This is a genomic window from Exiguobacterium mexicanum, from assembly GCF_005960665.1.
GTDB lineage: Bacteria > Bacillota > Bacilli > Exiguobacteriales > Exiguobacteriaceae > Exiguobacterium > Exiguobacterium mexicanum_A.
Window position 1 is genome coordinate 1,007,657 of record NZ_CP040676.1, and the last position, 21,646, is coordinate 1,029,302.

The 21,646-nt window shown below is 53.1% G+C and carries 20 protein-coding genes; 13 read left to right on the plus strand and 7 right to left on the minus strand.

All coding sequences use genetic code 11. The features are described 5' to 3' along the window. The first annotated feature begins 19 nt into the window (after positions 1 to 19). From rpoD to FED52_RS05575, 4 genes are all read left to right on the plus strand, one after another. A complete protein-coding gene (rpoD, locus tag FED52_RS05560; protein WP_034778096.1) occupies positions 20 to 1,114 on the plus strand; it encodes an RNA polymerase sigma factor RpoD in 1,095 nt (364 codons plus the stop codon). 132 nt (positions 1,115 to 1,246) lie between these two features. Continuing rightward, positions 1,247 to 1,585: a cytochrome c550 gene (cccA, locus tag FED52_RS05565; protein WP_021065699.1), complete on the plus strand. Its 339-nt coding sequence runs from the start codon at positions 1,247 to 1,249 to the stop codon at positions 1,583 to 1,585. Between the two features lie 97 nt (positions 1,586 to 1,682). Further along, entirely contained in the window at positions 1,683 to 2,399 is a 717-nt protein-coding gene (locus FED52_RS05570) for a tRNA (adenine(22)-N(1))-methyltransferase (RefSeq protein ID WP_034778092.1), read from the plus strand. Next, a complete protein-coding gene (locus tag FED52_RS05575) occupies positions 2,399 to 3,511 on the plus strand; it encodes a Nif3-like dinuclear metal center hexameric protein (RefSeq protein WP_138859229.1) in 1,113 nt (370 codons plus the stop codon). The genes FED52_RS05570 and FED52_RS05575 overlap by 1 nt, the downstream gene beginning before the upstream one ends. Before the next feature lie 48 nt (positions 3,512 to 3,559). On the opposite strand, the gene FED52_RS05580 is transcribed toward FED52_RS05575, so the two are convergent. Next, positions 3,560 to 4,513 (minus strand): 4-hydroxy-3-methylbut-2-enyl diphosphate reductase, encoded by a 954-nt coding sequence (locus tag FED52_RS05580; protein ID WP_138859230.1) that lies wholly within the window; start codon positions 4,511 to 4,513, stop codon positions 3,560 to 3,562. Between the two features lie 120 nt (positions 4,514 to 4,633). Between FED52_RS05580 and FED52_RS05585 the strand changes: the two genes are divergently transcribed. The 5 genes from FED52_RS05585 to FED52_RS05605 all read left to right on the plus strand — a co-directional run bounded on the left by FED52_RS05585 (position 4,634) and on the right by FED52_RS05605 (position 10,286). Next, the gene (locus FED52_RS05585) at positions 4,634 to 6,397 is read left to right on the plus strand and encodes a sensor histidine kinase (RefSeq protein WP_138859231.1); all 1,764 of its coding nucleotides are present in this window, start codon (positions 4,634 to 4,636) and stop codon (positions 6,395 to 6,397) included. Continuing rightward, a complete protein-coding gene (locus tag FED52_RS05590) occupies positions 6,394 to 7,332 on the plus strand; it encodes a sugar ABC transporter substrate-binding protein (RefSeq protein ID WP_240731315.1) in 939 nt (312 codons plus the stop codon). The genes FED52_RS05585 and FED52_RS05590 overlap by 4 nt, the downstream gene beginning before the upstream one ends. A gap of 52 nt (positions 7,333 to 7,384) precedes the next feature. Next, a complete protein-coding gene (locus FED52_RS05595) occupies positions 7,385 to 8,737 on the plus strand; it encodes a DEAD/DEAH box helicase (RefSeq protein ID WP_346764736.1) in 1,353 nt (450 codons plus the stop codon). Between the two features lie 81 nt (positions 8,738 to 8,818). Beyond that, the gene (locus tag FED52_RS05600) at positions 8,819 to 9,721 is read left to right on the plus strand and encodes a deoxyribonuclease IV (protein WP_138859233.1); all 903 of its coding nucleotides are present in this window, start codon (positions 8,819 to 8,821) and stop codon (positions 9,719 to 9,721) included. Continuing rightward, a complete protein-coding gene (locus FED52_RS05605; protein WP_240731316.1) occupies positions 9,681 to 10,286 on the plus strand; it encodes a hypothetical protein in 606 nt (201 codons plus the stop codon). The genes FED52_RS05600 and FED52_RS05605 overlap by 41 nt, the downstream gene beginning before the upstream one ends. 33 nt (positions 10,287 to 10,319) lie before the next feature. Here FED52_RS05605 and FED52_RS05610 read toward each other — a convergent pair whose 3' ends face one another. From FED52_RS05610 to FED52_RS05620, 3 genes are all read right to left on the minus strand, one after another. Beyond that, positions 10,320 to 10,490: a DUF1427 family protein gene (locus FED52_RS05610; RefSeq protein WP_021065708.1), complete on the minus strand. Its 171-nt coding sequence runs from the start codon at positions 10,488 to 10,490 to the stop codon at positions 10,320 to 10,322. A 92-nt stretch (positions 10,491 to 10,582) separates the two neighbouring features. After that, positions 10,583 to 12,748 (minus strand): RNA degradosome polyphosphate kinase, encoded by a 2,166-nt coding sequence (locus FED52_RS05615; RefSeq protein WP_138859234.1) that lies wholly within the window; start codon positions 12,746 to 12,748, stop codon positions 10,583 to 10,585. Further along, positions 12,745 to 14,277 carry a Ppx/GppA family phosphatase gene (locus FED52_RS05620; RefSeq protein ID WP_138859235.1) on the minus strand — a complete coding sequence of 511 codons (1,533 nt, stop codon included), beginning with the start codon at positions 14,275 to 14,277 and terminating at the stop codon, positions 12,745 to 12,747. The genes FED52_RS05615 and FED52_RS05620 overlap by 4 nt, the downstream gene beginning before the upstream one ends. A 189-nt stretch (positions 14,278 to 14,466) precedes the next feature. On the opposite strand from FED52_RS05620, the gene FED52_RS05625 reads away from it, so the two are divergent. Genes FED52_RS05625 through FED52_RS05640 form a run of 4 tightly spaced genes read left to right on the plus strand, consistent with a single transcriptional unit; the run spans position 14,467 to position 17,939 of the window. Then, on the plus strand, positions 14,467 to 15,225 hold the full coding sequence (locus tag FED52_RS05625; RefSeq protein ID WP_138859236.1) for a metal ABC transporter ATP-binding protein: 759 nt from the start codon (positions 14,467 to 14,469) through the stop codon (positions 15,223 to 15,225). Continuing rightward, positions 15,222 to 16,085, plus strand: coding sequence for a metal ABC transporter permease (locus FED52_RS05630; protein WP_138859237.1), 864 nt, complete (start codon positions 15,222 to 15,224; stop codon positions 16,083 to 16,085). The genes FED52_RS05625 and FED52_RS05630 overlap by 4 nt, the downstream gene beginning before the upstream one ends. Then, on the plus strand, positions 16,072 to 16,482 hold the full coding sequence (locus tag FED52_RS05635) for a Fur family transcriptional regulator (RefSeq protein ID WP_034778069.1): 411 nt from the start codon (positions 16,072 to 16,074) through the stop codon (positions 16,480 to 16,482). Before FED52_RS05630 ends, FED52_RS05635 begins: the two co-directional genes overlap by 14 nt. Before the next feature lie 59 nt (positions 16,483 to 16,541). Further along, entirely contained in the window at positions 16,542 to 17,939 is a 1,398-nt protein-coding gene (locus FED52_RS05640) for an NAD(P)H-hydrate dehydratase (protein WP_138859238.1), read from the plus strand. A gap of 36 nt (positions 17,940 to 17,975) precedes the next feature. Here FED52_RS05640 and FED52_RS05645 read toward each other — a convergent pair whose 3' ends face one another. The 3 genes from FED52_RS05645 to ispG all read right to left on the minus strand — a co-directional run bounded on the left by FED52_RS05645 (position 17,976) and on the right by ispG (position 21,564). Beyond that, complete coding sequence (locus FED52_RS05645; protein ID WP_240731317.1) at positions 17,976 to 18,557, minus strand: hypothetical protein; 582 nt, start codon at positions 18,555 to 18,557, stop codon at positions 17,976 to 17,978. Between the two features lie 54 nt (positions 18,558 to 18,611). Beyond that, a complete protein-coding gene (locus FED52_RS05650; protein WP_138859239.1) occupies positions 18,612 to 20,261 on the minus strand; it encodes an IS1182 family transposase in 1,650 nt (549 codons plus the stop codon). A 181-nt stretch (positions 20,262 to 20,442) separates the two neighbouring features. Beyond that, entirely contained in the window at positions 20,443 to 21,564 is a 1,122-nt protein-coding gene (ispG, locus tag FED52_RS05655) for a flavodoxin-dependent (E)-4-hydroxy-3-methylbut-2-enyl-diphosphate synthase (protein ID WP_021065716.1), read from the minus strand. Positions 21,565 to 21,646: the final 82 nt, after the last annotated feature.

Consider the following 21,646-nt stretch of genomic DNA (forward strand, 5'->3'; position numbering starts at 1 on the left):
GAAGGAGTTGAACTGCTAGATGGCAGAGAAGAAAAAAGAGGATTTATTTAACGCCATAGACGAACTCGAGAAATTAGGTAAGAAAAAAGGCGTCGTATCCATGCAAGCAATCCAAGATCGCCTCAGCCATTTCGAGGTGGATTCGGACTTTATCGATAACTTCATTGAAGACTTAGAAGGTAAAGATATCCGCGTCACAGAAGATGCGGCCGATGCCGAAGAAACACCAACCAAAAAAGAGGACGAAGAGGTCGATTTGAACGACTTGTCCGTCCCGCCAGGCATTAAGATCAACGACCCTGTCCGCATGTATTTGAAAGAAATCGGGCGCGTCGATCTCCTCAGTGCGAAAGATGAGACCGAACTCGCGAAACGGATTGAACAAGGGGACGAAGAGGCGAAGAAACGTCTTGCCGAAGCCAACCTCCGTCTCGTCGTCTCGATCGCGAAACGTTATGTCGGGCGCGGTATGCTCTTCCTTGACTTGATTCAAGAAGGAAACATGGGCCTCATTAAAGCCGTCGAGAAGTTCGACTACATGAAAGGGTTCAAGTTCTCGACGTACGCGACGTGGTGGATTCGTCAAGCAATCACCCGCGCCATCGCCGACCAAGCTCGGACAATCCGGATCCCGGTCCACATGGTCGAGACGATCAACAAGTTGATTCGTGTTCAACGTCAACTGTTGCAAGACCTCGGGCGCGAACCGGCACCTGAAGAAATCGCCAAAGAGATGGAACTCACACCTGAAAAAGTGCGTGAGATCTTGAAAATCGCCCAAGAGCCTGTCTCGCTCGAGACACCGATTGGGGAAGAGGATGATTCGCACCTCGGCGACTTCATCGAAGACCAAGATGCGATGGCACCCCAAGACGCCGCTGCCTATGAGCTACTCAAAGAACAGCTCGAAGACGTGCTCGACACGCTCACGGACCGCGAAGAAAACGTGCTCCGTCTCCGTTTCGGTCTCGATGATGGCCGTACGCGCACGCTCGAAGAAGTCGGGAAAGTGTTCGGCGTCACCCGCGAGCGGATTCGTCAAATCGAGGCGAAGGCGCTCCGGAAGCTCCGTCACCCGAGCCGTTCGAAACGCTTGAAAGACTTCCTTGATTAATTGTGTTTTTGAATAAAATGTGAAGTTTTAGAAGAAAGGAAGGAAAATGAGTGATTTTCCTTCCTTCTTTATTATTTTTTGAGTAAAATAGTGATGGGTAGAAATTTGGAATGAACATGAGGGGGAAATACAATGCGTAATCCATTGTTACCGTTTGCAGCGATCGCGATCGTCGCAATCATTGCCATGGTCTCATTATCGTATTTTGGCGTGAACCAAGCTCAGCAGGCTGCTGAAGGTCCGTCGGTCACTGAGATGAACCCGGAAGACTTGTATGCGGCGAAAGGCTGCACAGGTTGCCACGGTGGAAATCTCGAAGGTGGCGTCGGTCCTGCGTTGACAGGCGTCGGCGAACGTTTATCGGCGGAAGAGATCACAAACATCATCGTCAACGGTAAAGGTGCAATGCCAGCCGGTCTCGCGACTGCCGAAGAAGCAGACGTACTCGCGACTTGGTTGCTCGAACAATAAGGGTGAAACGTACTCCTTCTGGGGTACGTTTTTTATTGTCCTGGATATAAATATTCGTTACCCTAATAGTGAAGAAGTAGAAAAAGGAGTTGTCCCTATGCAAGAACAAGTGACGTTAGACCGCCGACTGAAGCAAGTCGTCGATTTCATTCCGAAAGGCAGTGTAGTGGCGGACATCGGCTCTGACCACGCCTACGTGCCATGCTATCTCGTTCAGCAAGGCATCGTCGACCGCGCCATCGCAGGCGAAGTGAACCGTGGACCGATGGAAGCGGCCAAAGCTCAAGTCGAGCTCATCGGAGCGACCGAAAACATCGACGTCCGTCTCGGTGACGGGCTCGCCGTCCTCGAAGCAGATGAGGCGACATGCATCTCGATTTGCGGGATGGGCGGAAGTTTGATTCGGTCGATTTTAGAGAGCGGCCGTGACAAGTTAGGTGCTGTCGAACGGCTCGTCCTGCAACCGAACGTGGACGGGCAACATGTCCGCGAATGGTTGCTCGACGCAGGATTCGTCCTAGTCGCGGAATCAATCGTTGAAGAGAATGACAAAGTATACGAGATTCTTGTCGGCGAACGTGGCACGGAGACATGCTATAGCCTAGATGACACAGAACGCGCGTGGCAGCTCATGTTCGGACCGTACTTGCTCACGACACGCCCAGAGGCGTTCAAAATGAAATGGGGCCGCGAGGCGGACAAGCTCGATTATGTGCTCGGTCAGATGGCAGCAGGTGCCCAAACCGAAGCGCTCATCCGCAAACAGGAGGAGTTCAAGACGCTACGTGACAAAATGAGAGAGGTGAGCAACTGATGGCGAACGGAAATCATGTCATTCAATTGTTTGAGGAGTTCGCCCCGAAACATCTCGCGGTCGAGGGCGATAAAATTGGTCTTCAAATCGGTACGTTGAATAAACCGGTACGACGAGTCATGGTGACGCTAGACGTGCTCGAGTCGGTCGTTGATGAAGCAATCGAGCGAGACGTCGATTTGATTATCGCCCATCACCCACCCATTTTCAGCGCGCTTGCGCAAGTGAACGATCGCAGTGCCGCTGGCCGGATTGTTATGAAATGCATTCGGCATGACATTGCCGTCTATGTCGCCCATACGAACTTGGACGTCTGTCAGGGCGGGGTCAACGATTGGATGAGTCAGGCACTTGGACTCGTCGACCCGATGGTACTCATTCCAACTTATGAAGAACCGGTGTATAAGCTGTCCGTCTTCGTCCCGACGACGCATCGGCAAGCCGTGTCGGAGGCGCTCGGCCGGGCCGGAGCCGGTCGTCTCGGAGATTATGGGGACTGTCAGTTCACCGTCTCGGGAGAAGGTCAGTTCACACCACTCGAAGGGTCGGACCCGTATCTAGGCCAACACGGCAAGACGGAACATGTCGAGGAAGTGAAAATCGAGACGATTGTCACGGAGAGCCAAAAGAAAAGAGTGCTTAAGGCGATGACGGACGCGCATCCATACGAAGAGGTAGCCTACGATTTGATTCGTGACGACATTGACGGGCCCGTGTTCGGCCTCGGTCGTATCGGACGTCTCGAGGTGCCTCTCACACTTGAGTCGTTCGCCGAACACGTCAAGACGAGCTTTGACGTCGAAGCCGTCCGTGTCGTCGGCGATCCGAACCGGATCATCGAGAAAGTGGCGGTGCTCGGCGGGGACGGGAATAAATACGTATCGGCAGCCCATTTCAAAGGTGCGGATGCGTATGTGACGGGCGACCTGTACTTCCATGTGGCCCACGATGCAATGGCGCTCGGACTTTCTGTCGTCGACCCGGGTCATCACGTGGAGAGCGTGATGAAGCAAGGCGTCGTCGACGTGATGCGCGAGAAGTGTGAACGTGCGAAACTCGATGTCGAATTGTTTGTTTCGGAAGCCGATACAAACCCGTTCCGCTTCTACTGATGATTAAACGAAAAACCCCCGGACCTCATGAGAGGACGGGGGTTCATGTCATTTACGGAGCGCCTTCACTTTCGGAAGAATGCTGCGCAGTTCAAGATATGGCGTCTTATCGTGCGTGCTCAAATCGAGCGGGTCATATTGGGTCAAGAAGTCGATGACTTTTTTTGTGATTGGTGTCGGTGTCGACGCGCCTGACGTGACGGCGACCGTTTCGACACCTTCGAGCCAAGTCAGGTCGAGTTCGCTCAAGTCGCCGATGCGGTAGGCGTTCGTGCCTGCAATCTCTTTCGAAACCTGGGCTAAACGGTTCGAGTTGTTCGACTTCGGGTCACCGACGACGATCAATAGTTCACAGTCACCGGCTTGTTCAGCGACAGCTTCTTGCCGGACTTGGGTCGCGTTACAGATCTCGTTGTGGACCTCGACATGAGGATACCGTTCTTGAATCATCTCAATCAAGGCCGCGACGTCCCATTGGCTCATCGTCGTCTGGTTCGTGACGAGAATTTTTGCATCATACAGGTGAGCCGGGAGCGCCTCGAAGTCACTCTCGTATTGGACGAGGTGAACTTTTCCTGGAGCGACGCCCATCGCGCCTTCCGGTTCCGGGTGGCCATGCTTGCCGATGTAGATGACTTCATAACCGACAGCCGTCTTTTCGCGAATCAAATCGTGGGTGACCAGTACATCCGGGCACGAGGCATCGACAATCGTCAAGCCTTTCTCAATGGCACGCTTACGCACGAGCGGCGAGATGCCGTGGGCGGTAAAGACGACCGTTCCACGATCAATTGTCTCGAGTGCTTTCATTCGATCCTCACCGTCGACCGTCTTGACGCCGAGTTCCTCGAATGCTTGGGTGACATGACGGTTATGGACAATCATGCCAAGTATATGGATAGGACGCGGTAAATCTGGGTTGGCCACAGCTTCGTTGGCGAGCTTCATGGCATCGACGACGCCGTAGCAATATCCGCGTGGACTAATTTTTTTTACTTTCATTTTGTAAGGAACGCTCCTTTCGCGATGCTTTCATACGTATTAGTCTAACATTGTTTCGAAAATACGAAAAGATTTCCGTGTATTCATGCTATAATCTTAAGGTTAGAAAGGAGGGACACCGTGGAACGCCTAAGAACATTGCTTGAAGTTCGAAAATCGTACTTCTTTCAGATTACATTTATTATCTTCATTATACTAGGACTTGTCATCTCTTCATTAGCCTTCTCTGCCGACCGCGTGACGGTGTCCCGCGCGGAAGAACTGGCGAAAGAACAATTCGACTACGCGATTGACGGGAGTATCGAAAACCTGGAGACGCGACTCGGTAAACTCTACGAAGACTTGGTCTATCTCGGTGCTTACGTCGGGAATGAGACGTATATCGAAGAGCGGATCCGCACCGGTTATTTGAATCAGCGGACGAGCTTCACCTCGATTTTTTATTACGATTTAGAAGGCGATGCGTTCACGTGGTACTCGCAACGCCAAGTACCGGCGCTGACGCTCAAGAGTGATCCGAAATTTAAAGAGGTGCTCACCGGCGGCAGGAACGACTTGTTTATGAGTGACCCGATTTCGATTTCGGGTGACGTCGGGACGTATTTATACGTGCCGGTGCTTGAAGACAACCGGATGATCGGGATGTTCGGCGGTAGTATCAGCGTGCTCAATTCCGATTTATATCGTCGGATGCTTGAATCGGCGAATGATGACATGATTCTTTACTTGTTGAATGAACGGGGCGAAGTATTGTCGACCTCGTTCAATCTCGTCACGGACGCAGAACGGCGTTTGTCCCGGTCCATCATCGAAGCGACGGACGCCTACGACGTCCGTTCGGTGTTCAGCACGAAAGACGATGTCCTCATGTTTGAGCCCGATGCGCGTGTCAACGGATGGAGCGTCCTCGCAAAGCATAGTACCGATTCGGTCTACGAAGCGGTGTACGCGACGCGATGGCAATACTTGATGATTACGCTCGTGACATTCTTCTTGAGTATCATGGTCGGTCTACTGTTGTCGAAGACGTTGACAAGTCCGCTGCTCGAACTTGTGCAAAACATCAAGAAACAACAGTCGCTCGAACCGATCCAACTCGAACGGACCGGCTCCAAAGAAGTCGAGACGCTGCTCGATACGTACAACGATTATTCCCGCCGCATGGAGACGGCCCGACGCGAACAGCTCAGTCAACAGCAACTATTGTTGCAGCAAGAGAAGCTCGCCTCGCTCGGACAGCTCGCGGCAGGGATTGCCCACGAGATTCGCAATCCGCTCACGCCGGTCCAAATCACGTTGCAGATGGTGAAAGAAGGGCACAGTAGCAGCGACATGCTCGATCTCGCGCTTTCAGAACTTGATCGGGCCAACCATTTGATCACGACGATGCTCACGCTCGCGAAGCCCGACCAGGCGAAGCTACAAGAAGAGTGGCTCGACATGACCGAGTTTGCGAAACGCCTCGAATTCTTGCTCGACGCCGAATGCTATAAGCGGGTCACGAACTGGGAGTTGAACGTCCCGAACGATATGCCGCCGTTTTACTGCTCGAACGACATGCTCGTCCAAATCATCTATAACTTGTTCAAAAACGCGGTCGAGGCCGTCGATACGAAAGGTGCCGACGGCGTCGTGACGGTCACGATTCAATTCACGGAACGGGACTACCGCTTCTTGATCGAAGACAATGGGATCGGGATGACCGAATCTCAAGTCAAGTCGGTCGGGTCCGCGTTTTATACAACGAAAGAGAACGGCAACGGCTTAGGGCTCTACATGATTCGGGAATACTTGAAAGCCGTGAACGGTCACATGGAAATTGAGAGTGTTGAAGGAGAAGGTACGGCCATGATGATTAAAATTCCAAGGCGGTCACACCCATGATGAAAGGATTCAAACATTACTGGCTTTGGCTGCCGATCGTCTGGGCGCTGTCGATTCTATTGATCACATCGATTCAATTACCGGAACGGACGATCGAAAACAATGAAGTCGGTTTCGTGTTCGTCAGTGAAAAGCATGAGCATGCCAATAAACTGTTGGCCGCGTTCGTCCGGACGGCGAATCAAAAAGGTTTTATCCCTGTCCCGACGACGAGTGAGGATTCCCGTGTCCTGGAGAAAGAAAAATTGGACGCGCTGATCGACCGCGGGGTCGAAGCGATTTTCGTGACGACGCTCGATGAAGCATTCATCCGGCCATCGCTCGAACGGGCCGAACGGGAGGGTATTCCGATTATCGCCATCGATCGGATGATCGACCATGACAGCGTCTTGACGTCGGTCATGTCCGATAACGTCGAGATCGGCCGGATGGCAGCGAACTATATCGCCGCCCAACACGCTGGGCTCGACCGTCCGATTCGTGTCGTCGAAGTGAGAGGGACCGCCAAAGTCCGTTCGACGATCGATCGGAGCCTCGGGTTGACGGAATATGACAAGGCCAACGACAACCTGCAAGTCGTCGCCTCGATCACGGGTAATTACGACACGTTCCAAGCCGAGATCGAGATGTCTCGGTGGCTCGATGCCGGTATTCCGTTCGATGCCGTCTTTTCTCACAATGATGACAATACGTTCGGTGTCGTCCGGGCCCTCGAAAGCCATGGCCTCAGTGACAAAACGCTCGTATCGGTCGACGGTGTGACCGGCATTTATCCGCTGATTCATAGCGGGAAAGTCGATGCGACCGTCGTCCAATCACCGAACGAAATGATCGAGGTCGGATTCAAGGCGCTCGAACATCATTTGAACGGCAAGAAAATTGCGTCACACTACTATTCATCGAGCTATTTGTACGAAGGGCTCGCAAAAGATTAATTGACAAATGATTAGATTCCGCTATGCTAGGAAAAGTGGAAAGAAACAGGAGGTGTATCGATTGAACAGCTTCCAACAGTTCAAATTGTTACCGTTTATCGTCGATGCCTTGACAGAAAAGCGCATCACAGTACCGACGGACATTCAAGCCCGGATTATTCCGGCTGCGATGAATGGCCGCGATATCATTGGGAAATCACAAACCGGGACGGGGAAGACGCTTGCGTTCCTCTTACCTATTTTAGAAGCAATTGATCCGAAAGAAGAATCGGTCCAAGCCATCGTCGTCGCACCGACGCGCGAACTCGCTTGGCAGATTCACGAAGAGTTGAAAACGCTCCTCGTCAAACAGCCGGACTATATTAAAACAAGTTTGATTGTCGGAGGAACTGACCGGGAACGACAAATCGACAAGATGAAAAACCCACCACAACTGATCATCGGGACACCAGGTCGTCTACTCGACTTGATGAAAGTCCAAGCATTATTCCCGCACAAAGTTACACACTTCGTCGTCGACGAAGCCGACCAAATGCTCGACATGGGCTTCTTGCCTGAAGTCGACCGCATCGCGCAGGCGTTGCCAGAGAAACTTCAAACGATGGTTTTCTCAGCGACGATTCCTGAGAAGCTGCAACCGTTCTTGAAGAAATATTTGCATGACCCGCGTTACGCCGAGGCGAGTGAAGAGCACCGCGTCGTTCCGAAAATCAAGCATCACGTCATCCCGGTCCGACATCGTGACCGCAAGGCGTTGACGGTCGAGATCGCAAAAGCGATCAACCCGTTCGTCTGTCTCGTGTTCACGAACACGAAACAAGATGCGGATGAGTTGGAGACGTCGTTCCGCGAGGCGGGACTCAACGTCGGTACGCTTCATGGGGACATGCAAGCCCGTCGCCGGAAGCAAGCGATCAAAGACATCAACGACGCGAAATATCAGTTCGTGATCGCCACCGACTTGGCGGCGCGCGGCATCGATATTAAAGGTGTGTCGCACGTCATCAACTTCGGGATTCCGAAAGACCTCGACTTCTATACGCACCGTGTCGGCCGAACGGGCCGCGCTGGTGAGACGGGTGAAGCGTACACGTTGTACGAAGATCACGAGAACGGTCCGATCAATCGACTCGAAGAGCGTGGTTTCACGTTCAAACATGTCGATGTGAAAAACGGATCACTTCAAGAGATCAAGACACGCAAACGCCGCACGACCGACCGGAAGATGAAAGTCTCGCAAACGGCGCATAGCCGGATGGCGGGCGAAATCAAGAAGGCGAAGAAAAAGGTCAAGCCTGGTTACAAGAAGAAGTTCAAATACAAATTGAAAGAGACGGCCTCACGTGAGCATATGCAGAGCCAACGTAAGGAACGTCGCGAAGTTCGTAAAAAGAACCGACGCTAAGCAAAAGAAGAATCGACTTCGTGGAGTCGATTCTTCTTTTTGTGTACACTAAGGACAGATGAGAATGAAGGAGAAATGACTATGTTAAAAATTGGTTCCCACGTTTCTGTATCCGGTAAGAAAATGTTGCTCGCTGGCAGTGAAGAAGCCGTCTCATACGGCGCTAACACGATGATGGTATATACGGGTGCGCCCCAAAACACACGGCGCAAGCCAATCGAGGATTTGAATATCGAGGCGGCGCTCGCCCATATGGCGGCGCACGACATCAACGAGATCGTCGTCCATGCCCCGTATATCATCAACTTGGGCAACACGACGAAACCGGAGACGTTCGAACTCGCCGTCTCGTTTTTGGCCGCCGAAATCAAACGGGCCGAAGCGCTCCAAGTCGCACGTCACGTCGTCCTTCACCCGGGCGCGCATGTCGGTGCAGGGGAAGACGTCGGCTTGGCCCGCATCATCGAAGGCTTGAACGAGGTGCTCACCGGTGACGAGACCGTGAAAATCGCACTTGAGACGATGGCCGGAAAAGGCAGCGAACTCGGCAAGACGTTCGAAGAACTGGCAACGATCATCGACGGGGTGACGCACAACGACCGGCTCTCGGTCTGTTTCGACACATGTCACGTTCATGACGCGGGTTATGACCTCGTCGGCGATTTGGACGGTGTCATTGAACAGTTCGACCAAATCGTCGGACTGGACCGTCTCGGCGTCATCCACGTCAACGATTCGAAGAACGTGCGCGGCGCGAAAAAAGACCGTCACGAGAATATCGGCTATGGCGAAATCGGCTTCGACACGTTGAACCGGATCATCCACCACGAGGCGTTCACCCACTTGCCAAAAATTTTGGAGACGCCGTATATCCCGATCAGTGAGAAAACGAAAGTGGCACCATACAAACAAGAGATCGAGATGTTCCGGGCGAACCGATTCGATGCCGAATGGCGCGAACAGTTCACGCTCGCGCACCAGTAAGATGAACATCATCCGAATCGATCCGAACGAGTATGATGTCTGGTCCGCGCTCCCGATCTACTTTCAGGAAGCGAGCCCGTTCTATGTGGAAGGCCGGCTCGAAGAGGGGACAGCTTGGATTGAGATTCTCGGATACGGTATCGTGGCTGAAGTCGAAGTCATGCTCGTCGAGATGACCAAGCGCCCGGCCGACCGCTATTGGCGGACGGAGGCGGGACCAGAGACGAAGGCGTATAGCCTCGTCGACGTGGTCGGTCTTGATTTCCATCATCCGTTGCTTCAATCAGGTATGTACGAGGAAGACACGGACGCTGTCATCCGCACCAAATGGGAGCAAGGGTACCGCGTCCCGTCTGCCAAGTGGACCCGGGAGACGTTCACTGCTCACTTGACCGAAGAGCAGGCAGTGTCACAGCTCGCCCCGACGGCCATCTGTGAAGCGTGCGGGGATGACATGAACCGTTTCGGGCCGACCGGGATTCGTTTGATGGAGTATCATCTCGAAGCAGGGAGTGGCACGTGGCTCTGCCCGACGTGTCACAAAGCGAGACATTATGATCTATAAAAAAAACGAAGCCCGCGGGCTTCGTTTTTTGAATTAAAATGGCCAGTTCGCGAGTGCGAATTGATATACTTTCATCCCAAGAAACACACCGAAGATGCCGATGACGCCCGGTAAGACCGGCGGGGCAGGGAGCGGCAACTTCAAGGCCGTGAAAATCATGCCACAAATGAGACCAGCGAGCAATGACAATAGGATTTCTTGCATGAATGATTCCTCCATAATCGAAATGAAAACGCTTAACTAACAGGTAACCGAGTTCATTATACAATGTTCATTCTCGTTTGAGAAGTCTAACATCAGTCATCTGTCATTTTCTCGTTTTCGGCTCGCAAGCGGAGGACTTCCCGTTCGGCCCAGTTCGACGGTTCGCGCTCAAACACGCTCGGGATGTTGTTCCAACGTCCGCCCGTGTATTGATGGATGATGATTTGTGATTGGATGCGCTCTTGTCCGGCCTCTTGTTTCAAATAGACGTAACTGCCGTCAGCACGCTGGATTCTCGCTTTCACGTTATCGACGAGTTGCAGCGCGAGCATATCTTTGATGTATGACTTGTGTCCCGCGTCAAGAATCGGGAAGAGGATCTCGATCCGTTTGCGCATGTTGCGCGTCATCCAGTCGGCCGATGAGCAATACAAGTCTTCTTTCCCGTTTTGATAGAAGTAGAAGATGCGCGAGTGCTCCAAATACCGGTCGATGATGGACACGACGCGGATATTATCCGAGATGCCTTTAATCCCGGGACGTAAACAACAGATGCCACGGATGATCAAATCGATTTTGACCCCGGCCTGTGAGGCGTCATACAGTTTTGTGATGATCGGCTTGTCGGTGATCGAGTTCATCTTGGCGACGATGCGACCGTTCCCGTATTTCTCATGCAGTTTAATCTCTTCGTCAATCTTTTGAAGGAAGAAGTCGTGCATGTCGTCCGGTGACGTCTCGAACTTGTGCCATGACGGGCGTTCGCCGTAACCGGAGAGCCAGTTGAAGAAGTTGGTCGCATCTTCGGCGAGTTCTTCATTTGTTGTCAACAAACCGATGTCTGTGTACAGTTTGGCGGTCGAGTCGTTATAGTTGCCGGTACCGAGATGAACGAACCGCTGCAGCACCCCGCCTTCTAAGATGCGGACGACGAGCGTGATCTTCGAGTGTGTCTTCAACTCCTTATAGCCATAAATGACGTGGGCGCCGGCCTTCTCGAGCTGCTTCGCCCATTGGATGTTCTTCTCCTCGTCGAACCGGGCCTTCAATTCGACGAGAACGGTCACTTGTTTCCCGCTCTCGGCGGCGTCGGTCAACGCCTTGATAATCGGTGAGTCACCAGAGACACGATAGAGCGTCTGCTTGATGGCGAGCACGTTCGGGTCTTTGGCGGCTTGGGCGATGAAGCGGACGATCGGGTCGAACGAATGGTACGGGTGGTGGAGCAAATAGTCGCGTTTGAGTAACGCTTGGAACAAGTCTTTCCCCGGCTCGAGTCCTTCTGGGACGAACGGGATGAGCGTCTCATTGATCATGTCATCGTATTCGATACCAATCTTGTTATACACCCCAAACAGGAACGTCAAATCGATTGGGCCGTCGACGAGGAAGATGTCGCGGTCATGCAAGTCGAGCACGTCTTGAAGCATGAACAATAGCTCTTTACTGAGCGACCGTTGCTGAACCTCAAGGCGTATCGCGACACCATAACGCCGTTTCTTCAACTCTTTTTCAATCTGTTTAAGGACGTCGCGGCTTTCTTCCTCATGGAACGGCATATCCGCGTTCCGTGTGATCCGGAACGGCATCGTCGACTCGACTTCAAAACCTTTGAACAGCGAGTCGATGAACTGGATGATGACGTCCTCGAGCAACATCAAATCGGTATGGTCCTCGTCCTCTGTCGGCAATTCGAGATAACGCGGCAACACGGCAGGTACCTGGACGAGGGCGAGCCGTTTTTTGCCTTCATCGGTCGAGGCGATCTCGACGGCGATATTGAGTGATTTGGACAACAGCATCGGGAACGGTCGATAAGCGTCGACGGCAATCGGCGTCAACACCGGGAAGACGTGAGTCCGGAAGTATAACTTGACGAAGTCGAGCTGTTCTTTGTTCAAATGTTTCGGGCGTAGGAAGCGGACGTTCTCCGAGGCGAGCTGTTTGACGATTTTCTTATATGTCGCGTACTGGACCTCCACGAGTTCCTGAGCTTTGATAGAGATGGCTTTGATTTGCTGTTTCGGTGTCAATCCGGCCTTGTCTTCCGGACGGTTGAAGCCGGCGAGCACTTCATCTTTCAATCCGCCGAAACGGACCATGTAAAACTCGTCGAGGTTCGAACTGAAGATGCCGAGAAACTTCAACCGTTCCATGAGCGGGTTGCGTTCGTCCATCGCTTCTTGGAGGACGCGTTCGTTGAAGCTCAGCCAACTGAGCTCGCGGTTATTGAAATGTTCGGGTAAGTAGATGGTCATGAATCTCTCTCCTCTACACGTAACTCGATAGTTTGGTCGATGGCACGTTCCAAATGTTTTTTATGACGGATGCCGCGCTGGACTTCAAAACGCGGCGAGCTGTGCGTATGAAGCGTGAAGACGAGTCCCTCGTCCGTCGAAGAGACGTCGATGTCCTCGACGACTTGACGTTCGGTCAAATCGAGCGCATCGACGAGTTTGACGATCGAGCCGAGCAGCTCTAAGCTCTTCAACATCTTCGAGTCGAACCATTCCGGGAAGCCCTCGATGTGTTGTTCGAGCAGGCGGCGCGATTTATATGACGTCACCAAGGCGAGTGCGAGCCGGTCCTCATTGTTCATCCCTTTAAAGTCGTTCGTCGTGATCAAGTGGAACGTGTGGTCACTCTTGTTGTTATGGTCGATGTATTCCCCGACGTAGGCGAGGCGACAGGCCCCTTCTAACAGGCTGGGTTCGAACGGTTTCGGTTTGATCGTCTTTGTTTCAATCAGGCCGGTATAAATTTGACGGGCCAAGTGAATCAAATGTTTGTGCCGGATTGGGTCGACGTCATACTGTTTCTCGAAGTGACGGAAACTTTCTTCTTTGACGTCACCGAAACGGACCAGATTGTTTTCCTTTAAGTAGTACTCATAGAACAAGCCCTCGCGTAGTCCGTTATTGCTCATCATGAACTCAGGCACTTTCAAATATTTCGCCAGTTCATCGATGGCGGTCACAGCCGGGGCGATGATATCGATTCGGTCTTTCGACAACCCGTCAAGCCGGCCCAACTGTTTACTCGACATATCGATGAGCTCATCGACGACTTCATGCAAGCGGTCGGCTCCGATCGTGTATTGATGGATGCCTTCGAGCGGGAACAACGATAGCGACTGTTCGACCCGGACGAGGTTTCGAGCGGTCCCTCCGACTCCGACGAGCGGAATGCCATGCGGCACGAGCCAGTCGATGTCTTTGAACGACTTCTTCAAAAACGACGTCAGTTGCTTGCGCTCGTCTTTTGAGAGCGTGTCACCTTTCATGAAGTCTTCGGTCAACGTGACGGCGCCGAATGGAAAACTGTGATAGAAGACGAGTTCACGGTCTTTGAAGTACGTCACTTCCATCGAACCGCCGCCGATGTCGACCGAATAGCCATCCTCGATATACGTCGAATTGACGATGGCTGAATAGCCGTAAAAGGCTTCTTCATAATCGCTCAACAGTCGAATCTCCATCCCTGTCGCCTGTCGCACTTCCTCTAAGATGGCTTCAGAATTGCTGGCGTTACGGATGGCGGCTGTCGCGACCGGCAGTACTTCTTTAACTCCATGATGATCGTTCAACCAGCGGAAATGGTTGAGCGTCTCGATGAGCGCCTCGATGCCGGAATCGGACAGTTCATTGTCGTCGGTAATATGACTCGATAACCGGGCCACTTCTTTTACGTTCAGTCGTTCGAAATATTGGCCGTGCCCGTTCACTTCAAAGATGACGTTTCGAATCGAGTTCGATCCGATATCGATGACTGCTAGCTTTTTCTCCACGGAAAAACCCCCTCTGCGTTATCTCTAGTGTACAACGAAGATCCTGAAAAGACATATGCATTTCATACGGACGGACCGACCATCCTCTCTCATCGCCTCATACTTGAAGCCTCGCCTGATATTCTGTATAATACAGACGCCAAGCAAGTAGAAATGATTACGATTTATAACACGAGAGAAGGGTAGCTTATGACGACATCCGTCGTAAAATTAAATCATGTTTCCTATCACTACGATGGGACCGCCGCGCTACAGGACGTGTCCATCGATATTAAACAAGGCGACTTCGTTGCTGTCGTCGGGGAGAACGGATCCGGGAAATCGACATTGATTCGAACGATTCTCGGACTGTTATCCCCACAAACCGGGACAGTGGAACTATTTGGACGCCCTCAAGGCCAGTTCAAAGACAAGTCCCGTATCAGTTACGTTTCCCAAAAAGCGGCATCGTTTAACTCGGGTTTTCCGGTGACGGTCGAGGAAGTCGTTGCCATGGGCCGCTATGGACGGCTCGGTTTGTTCAAGCGTTTGAACATCGAGGATAAGGCGGCCATTCAAAACGCCCTTGAGACAGTCAACATGTGGCAGTTCCGGCATCGGAAGATCGGTAGCTTGTCTGGTGGGCAACAACAGCGCGTCTTTATCGCCCGGGCCATCGTCAATCAGCCGGACCTGCTGATCTTGGATGAGCCGACGGTCGGCGTCGACCAGAAGCATTTGCGCGACTTCTACGAAGTGCTTCATCTGTTGCGTGAACATACGACATGTACGTTCATTCTGGTCACCCATGACTTGAACATCGTCACCGACCTCGTCACGAAAGTCGTCCATCTCGACCATGGACGGATGGCGTGCAACTGTGGATTGAAAGAATATAGTGAACTCGGCGAATTGACCGCGATCAAGCCATATCCGGTCAAAGTGCTCGTCCATGAAGGTACGTCATGATTGCGGATCTGTTTACGTACAGCTTTTTACGTTATGCGTTCATCGCAGCCGTCGTCATCGGGTTCACCGCACCGCTCATCGGCTCATTTGTCGTCGTCAGACGGATGAGCCTGATTGCCGACGCGCTATCCCACATGACGCTTGCCGGAATATCGTTCAGTCTATTTCTCGGACAGTACGTTTTACTGTTCAACGAGTTGAATCCCCTTTACCTCGGGACGCTCGTATCCGTCCTCGCAGCACTCGGGCTGAACTGGCTTCGCGGGAAATATGTGCACTTCCAAGAGTTGTCGATTCCCATCATGATGTCGGCAGGGATGGGGCTTAGTGCCATCTTCATCTCGCTATCGCGTGGATTTTCAATCGATTTGTCGACGCTGTTGTTCGGATCGATTTCTGCGGTCAGTCTGTCGGATATTTGGTTGATTTTGGCGGTGGCCGGTATCACCTTGCTCGTCATCGTCATGTTTTATAAACAGCTGTTGTTCTTGTCGTTCGATGAGGAACAAGCCAAAGTGTCCGGTTTGCCGAGCACGATATTGCATGTGTTGTTCATGTTCGTCGTCGCACTCGTCATCGCAGTCAGCATGCGCATCGTCGGTACGCTTCTCGTATCGAGTCTCATTACGCTGCCGGTCGCGGCTGCACTCCGGTTCACAAACAGCTTTAAACAGACGATTCTTTGGTCGATCGTCTTCGGTGAGGTTGCGACAATCGGTGGGCTCGTGCTCGCCTATGAACTTGATGTCGCCCCAGGCGGTGTCATCGTTTTGCTCGCCGTCTTGATTTTGGCCGTCGTCATGTTGGCCGAGCGATTCGGGATCGCCCGGAAAAAGGAGGTTCGCTATGAAGGAAACTGAACAGTTGGCCCGCTTGCAGTCCTCGTCGCTCAAAGTGACGCCGAAACGGATCGAGATGTTTGCCTTTCTCGCAGCGGAAGAACGCTATGTCAGTGCGAAAGACGTCCTCGATTATATGCGCTCAAAGCATCCGACGATGAGTTTTGACACGGTGTACCGCAACTTGAAATCGTTCGCCGAAGAAGGTCTGCTCGAGGCGACCGAGTTGAACGGGGAAAAAGCGTTCCGTGTCACCTGCGGATCGAATCATCACCATCACCATCTCATTTGTCGAGGTTGTGGTAAGACGAAGTTGCTCGAACTCTGTCCGATGCGCTACGTCGAGACGCTCGACCCTGATTTTGAAGTCGTCGATCATAAATTCGAGATTTATGGGTATTGTAAACAATGTAAGTGACCAAAAAGGGATTGTTCATGCAATCCCTTTTTTGTCGAATCACGAGAGGGGGAGTCGGAATGATTTACACGGCAGCTGAAATCAAGCAGGCCGATGAGACGGCGCTCCGACATGGCATGCCGGCTGACGTCTTGATGGAACGGGCGGCCTCGGCCTTGGCGGCACGTCTTACCTTCAAGTCGAGAACGTCCGTCCTCGTCGTCTGTGGAGCGGGCAACAATGGGGGAGACGGTTGGGTCGTGGCGCGCGAATTGGCGCAACGAGGTCATGCCGTCACTGTCTATGCCCCGTTCGGTGAACCGAAATCGACAGAAGGCAGCAGGCATGCACAGTACGCGCGACAGTTTGTCACGGTCAGCGATGAGCCGCAAGACGCCGATCACGTCATCGATGCATTGTTCGGAGTCGGTTTCCATGGTCCGGTCACGGGTAAGGCCCGTGACGTGATCACATGGATACGCAAGCAACAAGCACCCGTCGTGGCAATCGATGTCCCGTCCGGAGTCCCGAGTGACGACGCAATCAACTTTGACGGTCACGCCGTTGAGGCGGAGATGACGTTTTCGCTCCACGGCTATAAGCGAAGCGCGTTTTTAAAACGGACCGCGCCGTATTACGGCAAGGTCGAGGTCGTTGAGATCGGACTGCCGCATACGTCAAGATGGCGCGTGCTGACCGGATTAGACTTTGACCGCAACCTACTCGAACGGGATTCCTATAGTCATAAAAATACGTATGGCCACGGTCGCTTGATTGGCGGAAGTCGTCATTTGATCGGCGCCCCGTTCTTGGCGGCACGGTCGGCGCTCCGGACGGGAGTCGGTCTGCTCGATTTGGCCATCCCGCATGAGGCGCTCGCGCTCGCCTCGAGTTTGCCGGAGGCAATGTATTACGACATCGACGAGTTGCCGGACAAGGACTACGCTGCCACGGCGATCGGTCCTGGCCTCATCGATGACGAGCGTCTCGAGCGATTGTGGCCACTCATCAGCAATGTGAGCGCGCCGCTCATCGTCGATGCCGGAGCGCTGACGAAAGAGCGTCTCGAGGCATCTGGCCCGCTCACGCTGACTCCGCATCCGGGTGAACTGGCGCGCTTGATCGATAAATCAGTCGACGAGATCGAAGCGAATCGATTTCAGGTTGCCTCAGAATTTGCGATGACGCACGGGGTCCATCTCATCTTGAAAGGGACGTTTACCCTCATCGTCAATCCGGATGGTACCGGGGCGGTCAATACGGTCGAGGCTTCAGCGCTCGCGAAAGGTGGTAGTGGGGACGTGTTGACGGGGATGTTGCTCGCGTTATGGGCGAGAACGGACCGCTTACAAACCGACAAGTCCCCGAATGAGCAAGCGGTTCTCTGGCATGCGCTCGCGGCGAGAAAGGCGAGCGAACAGGTTCATCCGGCGAGCGTGCTCGCGACCGATGTCATCGAAGCGATCGGACGCATCTAAAAAAGAGGAACCCACTCGGGATTCCTCTTTTTTAGTTTAGATGGTGATCGAATTCGTCGTCTCGATGTGACGCACGATGTGTTGGGCCTCGCTCCACGTGGAGATCCGTTTCACGCCGGTCGGCAACGGCTTACGATTATACGGGGCGTCGAACAACAGCACCGGAATCGACGTCTGTTCATGGATGGAGATCGCGTTCTCAAAGCGGTCTTCCATAAACAAGTCGAGGTCGAGCTGTTTGACGACACCGACCTTGTCATGACTCCCCGTCATGATGAGGGAGTCGAGTGGGAGTTCATGCTGTCGAATCCACTCCTCGGTGACGGCGCGCACGGCCTCGCTCCGAGCCGTGACGTAATGGAGGCGGTGCGACTTGCGCATATTCCATAAGACGGCGTTCACTTCGGAATGCGGAAGTGAGCGACGATAAATTGCTTCCTCATGACCTTGTTCAATCATGAAGCGCCAAAACGCTTCTTGTGTCATATCTGTATAAGTATGCAGCTCGTATTCGGTCGCCTGATGATAATCGATGGCGTATCCGAGCGCATCGTTCATATAATGAAAACAACTTTGCGGATCCGTGACGGTTCCGTCGAGGTCAATTCCAATGTGCATATTCGTCCCTCCTTGCTCATAACCCTTATTGTACCAAAAGAGGCTGGGACATAACTAGCCGGTTTTAGAGCTTTTCAATAAAAAGAGGGGTCCGGTCACCGATTTTCGGTGGCCGGACCCCTTCTTTGCACTTCCCCCGATGCCATTGGCGATGAACTTCCGTAGGTTCACCGCCATGAGGGCGAAGCCGAGCTCGCGTTTCACGCGCTGTTTTCCTCTGACGGAGAAGCGGGTGAAACCCAAATTGGCCTTCAGATATCCAAAAACTGGTTCCACGTCCGTCTTGCGGCGGGCGTAGAGGGCACCGGTTTTCTCATCCGAAAGCAGCGTTCTCGTCATATGCTTTTGTTCTTCCCAGGCCCCGTTCACGCTGACCTGGCGGTGTCTCCCCGGTTCGGCCTTCGTGCACAGCTCCCGGAACGGGCAGCCGTCGCAGCTCTCGCACTCGTACACACGGAAGTCGCGGGTGAAGCCGTTCCGGTCGGTCCTGTGGGACTCATGGCTGAACGGGAGCCGTCTCCCGTCCGGGCACGTGAACGTGTCGGTCTCGTCATCGTACGCCCAGTTCGCGATGTTGAACGGGTCCTCGCGCCATTTCTTCTTCTGTTCCTTCCGGTACATCGTATGCGGGATCAAGGGCAGGCGCCCCCGGCGCTCGAGTATGTCCGTGTAGTTCTGCTGGCTCCCGTATCCCGCGTCGGCGACGATGTGGGCGGGCAGGTCGAAGAACGTTTCGATTTCATCGAGGAACGGGATCAACGTCTTCATGTCGGTCGGGTTCGGATAGACGTCATAGGCGAGCGTGTACTGACCTTCGGTTGCGATCTGGACGTTGTAGCCCGGCTTGAGTTGGCCGTTCTTCATGTGATCCTCTTTCATCCGCATGAACGTCGCGTCCCTGTCGGTCTTCGAGTAACTGTTCCGTGTACCGAAGGTGGCCATGTGCCCCTCGTATCGGCGTTTCCGGGTGGCGAAGTCGGCGGCCTGTTTGTGGAGACGACGGGGCACCTTCCGTTCCGCACGCAATCGTTTCCGTTCGGCGACGTCGGTGGTCGAGGCGATCTCCTCGTCGATGGCCTCGATCTTTTCTTCAAGTCGCGCGGCGACCTGTTCGAGTTCTTGGACCGAGAGCGCGTCCGGGCTCTCCCGTTCGATCTCGGGGATGACCTGGTCGGCCATCAGTTCGTCGTACAGTTGGTTCGACTTCTCGACGAGCGCGGCGCTGTATCGCTCGACCGCCCTCCGCCAGACGAACGTATAACGGTTGGCGTTCGCCTCGATCTTCGTGCCGTCGATGAAGATCGCCTCCTCGTCGATCTCGCCGGTCTCGACGAGATGGCATCTGAAGGCGACGAACGCGGCCTTCAGGATCGGGGCGACAGCCGGGTGAACACGGAAGCGGTTGATCGTCCGATAACTCGGCTCGTGGCCCTGGGCGAGCCACATCATCCGAAGACTGTCCTTGAGTAGGCCTTCGATCTTTCGGCCCGAGAATGCGGACTGCGTGTAGGCGCAGAGGACGATCTTCATCATCATGCGCGGATGATAGGCCGGGCAGCCCGTCGTTCGCCAGAACGGCTCGAAGGCCTCGTCGGGAATCTGTTCGACAAGGTCGTGGACAGCGAAGGCGATATCGTTTTCCTGGAGACGGACTTCTAAATCTAGGGGCAAAACCAATTGGTTCATGGTATACTCTTTGTACATAGGGGCACCTCCAAAGTTATGGTTTGGTCACTTTAACTTTATCAGAGGTCGCCCCTATCTGTTTAGTCCGAAATGCGTGCACGAACCCATAAAAATGACAAGAGGCCACCTGGAGCGAACAAGTCGCTCCAGGTGGCCTCTTTGTTATAAATCTACTGAGTTATGTCCCAGCCTCAAAGGATTAGTTAGATTGGTTGGCGAGCTCTTGCTCTTCGAGTTCACGTGCGGCCAATTTTTCAGCGACGATGGCGTCGATTTCTTTTTTCAATTCTTCGACCATCGTGGCTTCGGGTACTTTCCGGATGATTTTCCCGTGACGGAAGAGAAGGCCTTCGTTGCGGGCGCCGGCGATCCCGATATCAGCTTCACGGGCTTCCCCTGGTCCGTTTACTGCACAGCCGAGAACGGCAACTTTAATGTTGACGTTGATGTTTTGGATATACTCCTCGACTTCTTTGGCGATCGAAATCAAGTCGATCTCAATGCGTCCACATGTTGGGCATGAGATGAGTGTCGCTGCGTTAGCCGCGAGACCGAACGATTTGAGCACTTCTTTGGCGACTTTGATTTCTTCGACCGGGTCGTCAGATAGTGAGACACGGACCGTCGAACCGATACCGAGCGAAAGAATTGCCCCGAGGCCGGCAGCAGACTTGAGTGATCCTGAGAAGAGCGGGCCTGATTCCGTGATTCCGACGTGGAGCGGGTAATCGAACGTCTTGGCTGCGAGCGTATATGCTTCGAGGGCGAGGTTTACGTCAGATGCCTTGAGCGAGATGATCGTGTTATAGAAACCGAGATCTTCCAAAATCTTGACGTGGTGCATGGCACTCTCGACCATTCCTTGAGCCGTCGGATAACCGTACTTTTCAAGGAACTGCTTTTCGAGTGAGCCGGCGTTGACACCGATTCGAATCGGGATACCTTTTGCTTTAGCAGCGTTGACGACCGCTTCGACTTTCTCGCGGCGACCGATGTTACCCGGGTTGATGCGGATTTTATCGACACCGCTCTCGATGGCTTTGAGCGCCAATTTGTAGTCAAAGTGAATATCGACGACGAGCGGGATGTTGATGCGGCTCTTGATTTCAGCGAGGGCGTCAGCCGCACGCTCGTCAGGACAAGCGACGCGTACGACTTGGCAACCCGCTTCTTCGAGACGTAAAATCTCAGCGACGGTTGCTTCGACGTCATGAGTTTTTGTTGTCGTCATCGACTGGATGACGACTTCATTGGATCCACCGATGATGAGGTTGCCGACACGGATAGGACGGGTTAATGAACGATGCAAAATTTCTGACATATACGTAATCTCCTTCTTTTGGAAAGGTTCCAATCGATTTAAGATGAGTGGTTTCCTTATTATCATAACGAAATGTTTGTGA